Source organism: Mediterraneibacter agrestimuris (genome assembly GCF_943193195.1).
GTDB classification, from domain to species: domain Bacteria; phylum Bacillota; class Clostridia; order Lachnospirales; family Lachnospiraceae; genus Schaedlerella; species Schaedlerella agrestimuris.
Genome location: NZ_CALPDG010000007.1, coordinates 112,439 through 119,185, shown reverse-complemented (window position 1 = coordinate 119,185; position 6,747 = coordinate 112,439). Strand labels below are relative to the sequence as shown.

Sequence of the window (6,747 nt, the reverse complement as noted above, 5' to 3'; positions counted from 1 at the left end):
TCGTGGTGGCTTGATGCATCCCTACCTATACGTTATTTCACGGACTTTGCAGCCAGTGCAAAGTCCTGGGCTGAACTGTTACGCACAAATATCTAAGATTTCCTCATCCACTCTTCAAAGCTGTTACAAAACTGCCTTATCGTACACATGACAACAAAAAACCGGACGGCAAAACTAAAAACGTTTTGCCGTCCGGGGGATATAAACCTCTTTCCATATTCACAACATCATTCACATTTGTTTCATCTTCTCATAGTCTTCAAACCAGTTTATATTTTCAAAAACTGCTTCCGGTACATCACTTTCACTGACATCATATCCAATCTTCTCTAGAAAACAAAACACACGCCCTTTTCCCTCTACAATTTCTGTTTCTATTGCATCTGCCAGATTCGTCTGATAAATTCCAAGCAACGGTTCTATTCTCTCCCCATGCTTCAAAACACATGCCGCCTTTCCGCGCCCTTCCATCCATGCCCTCCGAAACCCCCGAATCAATGTTCTTAGTACCTCTACTGTTACCAGCGGAACATCCACTGTCATCACCAGACAATATGGCGTATTCACTTCCCTGAATGTTGCTTCCAGACCGCCTAATGGTCCTTTCTGCAGATAACGGTCTTTTACAATTCGCTCTGTACACATCCTCCCCTGATAACCGGATACGAAAACATCTGCAATTCCCAAAGCCTTCCCTTTATCAATCTGTCTCTGGAGAAATGTCTGCCCTTCATACAATAAGTCTGACTTGTCTTTTCCCATCCGGCTGCTCTTGCCGCCTGCGAGAACCATCATAGACAGACTGGTCACAATAAACCAGTAATCCAGAATAAATTCTGCGACCGCATCCGGATCATTTAGATCCAGTAATGGAACTGCTTTGTTCTGGCTTTGTTTTACATCAAAATCTGATACTACCGCAATTAAGCCATGATTATGACAAACCGGCGCCTCCGCGTTGTCCTTGCGTACCAATTCAAGCTTCGGATAGTCACTGTATTTAAACCCTTCCAAAAGGATAATATCCGCCTCCGGAAAAGATTCCGCCAATTCCTGTTCTGATGCTGTTTCCTCTTGTTTTACGATCATATACTTCGTTTTTGAAAAAACTGCTGTTCCGTATGCGCCTGCCTGCATATGGGCATAGGTATCCGTTCCCGGCACATCCGTCTCAAAGTCGTGCCCGTCATGTTTGATTGTTGCCACACGAAGCCCATACTTTCTGAATATTGGAATCAACTTTGTGATCAAAGTTGTCTTTCCCGAATTTTTCACTCCGCTGACTGCAAATAGAAATGGCTGCTTTATCATAATAAAAACCCTTTCAACACGGTGCCGGCACTTAAGGGTCCGCTTCCTGCCGGAACGATCGCCAGTACATCACATCCGATGGCGCTGCTGATCACAACATTTCCCTGTTTTTGTGACATATGCATTTTAACCGTGCCCTCACTCAAATCCATTCTGCCTCTCAGCAGACGCGTGCACCGGCTCTTTTTGGGAAAATCATCTGCCAGTGTCACCATAATTTCCTGCGGAATGAAGTCTTTCCGTCCTGTCATCTTCCGCAGAACCGGCATTGCAACCGCATAGAACCCTGTCAGTGCAGATGCCGGATTACCTGACAATCCGTAAACCGTCTTGCCATCTTTCTCCCCATAAGCGCATGCCATACCCGGTTTCATGCCGACTCCGCGTACAAGAATATGAACGCCCGCCCGTTCCATCGCAGCCGGTGTCAGGTCATAATCTCCGACAGAAACCCCGCCTGTCAGCAGCAGCGCATCACATGTTTCCAATCCTTTTTCTATCAGATCTGCTATCTCCTCTATCGCATCTCCTGCCTGTCCAATGTAGACTGGCTCACATCCATTCCTCAAAACTTCTGCCGCCAATGTGTAGCGGTTCGTATTTCTGATTTTCCCTTCCGGCACCTCACCATCCGACTCCACCACTTCATTCCCGGTGGTAATCAGACCGATTCGCGGTCTGCGGTACACCTGCGGATAAGTTTCTCCCTGAGATGACAACGTACCGGCTATACCGCAGTCAATCCGGCTTCCTTTTTCTGCCAGTAATTCTCCCTGCAAAATATCCTCCCCTGCCCGGACAATATTATCACCGCTGCATACCGGTTCTGTTAAACTCACTTCTGTTTCTGTAAATTTCGTCTTCTCATACATTACAACTGCATCTGCCCCCCGTGGGATCGGCGCCCCGGTGAGTATCTTTATGGCAGTTCCTTCCGTAACATCCTGCTTTGGAACATCTCCCGCCGCAACCTCCTCCAGCACATGCAGAATAACCGGGTCCGCCTCAGAAGCACACGCCGAATCCACTGCCCGGAATGCATACCCGTCATATGGCGAACGGTCAAATGCCGGCACACTTTCCCGCGCGACTACATCCTGCGCCAGAATGCGTCCTGCACATTCTTCCAGGGAAACCCGCTCTATACTGACAGGTTCTGCATAATCAAGCATTAAATCTCTGGCCTGTTCAAATCCAATATTCCTTACCATTGTTTTCATCTCCATTTTCTTTTGCACTTTGACATTTCAGCCTGTCATGAATGATTCCTGACTTAATCCGCCCTGTTATCCTAGTTTACATGAGTAAATTTAAAACTGTCAATATCCATTTGCTGCATCACCTGCACATTTGGACTGTAAACAATGCCGGTGTGTTACTGTGCACAGTAACACACCGGCATCTTTCTCCCCCTTGCCTATAATCATAGAGGGCAAAAATATTATATCCTTTTATAATACATCTAATAATTTTTGAATAGAGCGTCCGGCTTTTGCTTCTTTATACTCATCCTCGGTATATACCTTCAAAGCCCCTGTCGGACATACCCGCACACATGCCGGTTCCATTCCATGCAGTTGTCTTTCTGCACAGCCGTCACATTTCTGCATTTTTCCCATCTTATTAAAAGAAGGGATTCCAAATGGACAAGCCATTGCACAGCTATGGCATCCGATACAGTTCGTATTATCATAAAGTGTCAGTCCTGTATCTTCATCCTTTGTCAGACATCCCACCGGACATCCTGTTACACACGGCGCGTCCGCACAGTGCATGCAGGCGATAGATGCATATACAGCCTCTTTGCCGTCCTTCCCCTTTTTGTCTACTGCAAATACATTACGGAAAGGTGTTTCACTCTGTGTATCAATGTCATTCTGATCCATACATGCAACAGCACATGCGCCACAGGCAGAACATTTTTCCAAATCTAAATCTATATACAGTTTCATTCCAATCCTCCTAACATTACACGATCAATGTACTTTTCTGATATTACATCCGATGCTCTTATATGCCGGATATCCACTGTACGGGTCCGTCCAGTCTGCCGGAAGCAGCGCATTTGCATTTGCCTCCTCATATCCGTGGTACAGGTGAACAGTACCTTTTAAAACAGTAGAAGAAATATTTGCTTTTACGGTAACGCTGCCCTGTATGGTCTCAATACAGATATCGTCTCCCTGACTGATCCCCAGGCGTGCTGCATCCTCATCATTGATATCTGCCATTGGATCCGGTCTCATACTTCTTGCCCACGGCACCTTGTGTAGTCTTGAATGAATCGCATTCGGAAGACGGACTCCTGTCGAAAGAATAAATTCCCTTCCTGCACGGATATCATCAAACTCTTCTCTGTATGTCGGAAGTGAATCCAAACCATACTCTGCCGGAATGCTCTTGATCAACTCAGAATCAAATTCAAACTTGCCGGACGGAGTATGGCATCCATGTTCTCTTGTTCCTCCGATTACCGGCGGTTTCGACTCCGGCACACGGATCGGCAGCTCACTTGCTTTCATATCCGCTACATTGACACTTAAATCATCAAAACAGTAATCTACAAATGCTTCATAACCTGCACACAACAGTTCATCCTCTGGTACCAGATGCTGCGCCAGTTCCTGAAGAATCACAACATCACTCTTGCTTTCATAAAGCGGTTCAATAACTGGTTTAGTAAATGCTGCATATCCACCGCCATAGAGACGGCACTCTCCACGTTCAAAAGAACTGCATGCCGGCAGAACAATATCTGCAAGCTTTGTAGCCGGTGTTTCAAATAAATCTACTGCAACAAAGAAATCAAGTTTCTTCAATGCTTCTGCCATCTTACCCGGATCTGGGAACATATCTACGTTCATTCCCTGCCCAAACAGTGCTTTTACCGGATATGGATCTTCTTCCAGCACCTGTCTGGAGAAATCACTCATCTGCATCTCATCCACACATTTTCCCCAAAGAGGATAAGTAACTTCACCTACACGCGGTTTTGTCTGTTTCGGACGTACTGCATCATAATATTCACCCTCTTTTGTTTTGAAGCCTCCCATCTGATACACAAAATCAAACGGATATAACGGAAAGTTTCCGCCCGGGCAGTCATAATTGCCTGTCAGTCCCAGCAGTGCATTCATCGCACGATAATTCTGCAATCCATTTATGTGCTGGGTGATCGGGGATGCACTCTGATGAATGCTTGCCGGTTTCTCCGCAGCAAATAATCTGGCTGCTTCATATACCTTCTCCTTATCTGCCCCTGTAATTTTATGTACCCTCTCCAGATCAAATTCTTTTACATACTCTGCAAATGCTTCATAGCCATGTGTATGATTTTCCACGTATTCTTTGTCGATCCAGTCATTTTCAATGATGATTTTCGCCATGCCGAGAGCCAGCGCCCCATCTGTTCCCGGACGAATCTGTATAAAGATATCTGCAAATTTTTTCGCTGCAAGTGTTTTCTTTACATCGACAATAATCAGTTTGCCGCCTCTGTTCTTATATCCTTCCAGCCCGGCAATACCAAGATGGTTAGAATAATAAGGATTCAGTCCCCAGCCGAGATGCACCTTGCTTCTTGCCATATCAGGCACAGAAAAGCCGTCTGCCATCGTCTCCCATGCCACATCACTTGCATGCCAGCAGACACTGGACTCTGTTCCATAGTTACTGCTTCCGAAGGAAAATGCCAGACGTTTCAGCATAGGACGATACCATTTGGAATATCCGCAGAAAAATGAAACCGCATCTGCCCCGTCACTCTCTTTGATTACATTAAACTTCTTTGTAATCTCTGTATATGCCTCCTCCCATGTGATTGGTTCAAACTTACCTTCACCCTTTTCACCAACACGCTTTAACGGAGTCTTTAATCTGTCCTCTCTGTATATATACTGCCGGCTTGAGGCTCCTTTCGGACAAAGCAGGCCATGACTTCCCGGATGCTCCTTTGTACCTTCAACTTTGATAACTTTTCCATCTTTTACATAAGCGTCAATTCCGCAGTGAAAATTCGGTGCACAGATATCACAAAGAGTTTTCTTTACTTCAATCCCGGTTTCTGCACACGGAATCTTTGCTTTAAGAAGTTTGTTTACATCATTACTCATTCTTTTACTCCTCCAAGTATTTTTATAAATGCAGAATCAAATCCCTGCTGTCTTAGCTTCTCTTCCATAAAGGTATCAAATGAAGTACTATTTCCTCTCATACGCTTCATCATCATATTTTTAATGATACCTGTATTTTCATAGCTTCCAAGGATGTTCACGCAGATGAGTCCTTCTTCGCCTACTTTGGCAGCTGTCATTAATTCCGGATTCGGATTGTTGTATACAACGGTCTCTCCCGGCAGATTCTTATCACCAAAACTAATAAAGTCCATATCCATAAAATGTGTGATATTATGCACGATATTTCCTTCATAAGTATCTGAAAAACCTGCCATATTGCGTCCCGCGCATCTTCCCTGCGAAGCCGCGTTTGCCCACAGTCCGATTATCTGACTTGCTCCTGTCTGAATGTTCTTACCCTCTGCACAATCTCCGGCAGCATAAATCCCTTTCACATTCGTCTGCATTCTTTCATCAATCAGAATTCCTTTGTTAATCTCGATCTTTTCATCCAGTATTCCGGTCACAGCTCTTGTTCCGATGCAAAGTACAACCAGATCACATGGATAAGAGGATCCATCTGTCAGCTCCACGATAAGACCGCCGCCATCCTCAGTCACACAGCTGATTCCTGCCCCGAAAGCCAGTTCCACTCCGCGTGCCTGAACCCGTCTTTCAATTTCCTCTGCGATCGGATCCAACGCTGCCAGTGAAAAAATATGCGGGGCAAAATCATTTAACACGCAGTGAACCCCTTTGTTCAGCAAGACCTCTGCCACTTTGATTCCTGTCATGGAAGCTCCCACAACAACTGCCTTTCTGATATTTCCATTTTCCAGAAATTCTTTCAATCTGAGGCTGTCTTTCAGTGTTCGCATGACAAGCACATTTTCATTATCCCCGCCTTCCATATTGGGAACAAATGCATCCGCTCCAGCAGCGATCAGAATTTTTTCAAAGGAAAACCTTTGTCCGTCCGCCATCTCAACTTCTTTTTGCTCTGTATGAAGCTTCTCCACTCTTCCTTCATGTACCGTCAGATTGAGCGCCTCCGCTGCTTCCCCCAGATTTCCAAAAGGAAACGAAGCAGCTTCATCCAGCCTGCCGCCCGCCACATAAGTCGTCAGCATCGGATTAAAAAGCGCCTCGTTCTCCCCTGTAAATACATGGATTTCGCCTGTATATCCCGAATCTCTCAGCGCTTTTGCGCCATGATACCCTGCACAGCCGAAGCCTACAATTCCGTAGCACTCCATAAATCCACTTCCTTTCTATCTCATATTGCATTTATTGTAGCATTCGTGCTAAAATATTACCAATA

5 protein-coding genes are annotated in these 6,747 nt (G+C 45.4%); all 5 read right to left on the bottom strand.

Features of this window, described 5'->3' with window-relative positions:
- Positions 1 to 231: 231 nt before the first annotated feature.
- On the bottom strand, positions 232 to 1,311 hold the full coding sequence (gene mobB / locus NFS18_RS05930; protein ID WP_251388931.1) for a molybdopterin-guanine dinucleotide biosynthesis protein B: 1,080 nt from the start codon (positions 1,309 to 1,311) through the stop codon (positions 232 to 234).
- Positions 1,308 to 2,522, bottom strand: coding sequence for a molybdopterin molybdotransferase MoeA (locus NFS18_RS05925; protein WP_251388929.1), 1,215 nt, complete (start codon positions 2,520 to 2,522; stop codon positions 1,308 to 1,310). Before NFS18_RS05925 ends, mobB begins: the two co-directional genes overlap by 4 nt.
- Before the next feature lie 240 nt (positions 2,523 to 2,762).
- On the bottom strand, positions 2,763 to 3,263 hold the full coding sequence (locus tag NFS18_RS05920; RefSeq protein ID WP_251388927.1) for a 4Fe-4S dicluster domain-containing protein: 501 nt from the start codon (positions 3,261 to 3,263) through the stop codon (positions 2,763 to 2,765).
- Between the two features lie 24 nt (positions 3,264 to 3,287).
- Positions 3,288 to 5,423 carry a molybdopterin-containing oxidoreductase family protein gene (locus NFS18_RS05915; RefSeq protein ID WP_251388925.1) on the bottom strand — a complete coding sequence of 712 codons (2,136 nt, stop codon included), beginning with the start codon at positions 5,421 to 5,423 and terminating at the stop codon, positions 3,288 to 3,290.
- Positions 5,420 to 6,682, bottom strand: coding sequence for an NAD(P)/FAD-dependent oxidoreductase (locus tag NFS18_RS05910; RefSeq protein ID WP_251388923.1), 1,263 nt, complete (start codon positions 6,680 to 6,682; stop codon positions 5,420 to 5,422). Before NFS18_RS05910 ends, NFS18_RS05915 begins: the two co-directional genes overlap by 4 nt.
- Between the last annotated feature and the right edge of the window lie 65 nt (positions 6,683 to 6,747).

Coding starts and splice junctions, on each gene's coding strand:
- mobB (WP_251388931.1), bottom strand. CDS start 1,311: ATGATAAAGCAGCCATTTCTATTTGCAGTCAGCGGAGTGAAAAATTCG.
- NFS18_RS05925 (WP_251388929.1), bottom strand. CDS start 2,522: ATGGTAAGGAATATTGGATTTGAACAGGCCAGAGATTTAATGCTTGAT.
- NFS18_RS05920 (WP_251388927.1), bottom strand. CDS start 3,263: ATGAAACTGTATATAGATTTAGATTTGGAAAAATGTTCTGCCTGTGGC.
- NFS18_RS05915 (WP_251388925.1), bottom strand. CDS start 5,423: ATGAGTAATGATGTAAACAAACTTCTTAAAGCAAAGATTCCGTGTGCA.
- NFS18_RS05910 (WP_251388923.1), bottom strand. CDS start 6,682: ATGGAGTGCTACGGAATTGTAGGCTTCGGCTGTGCAGGGTATCATGGC.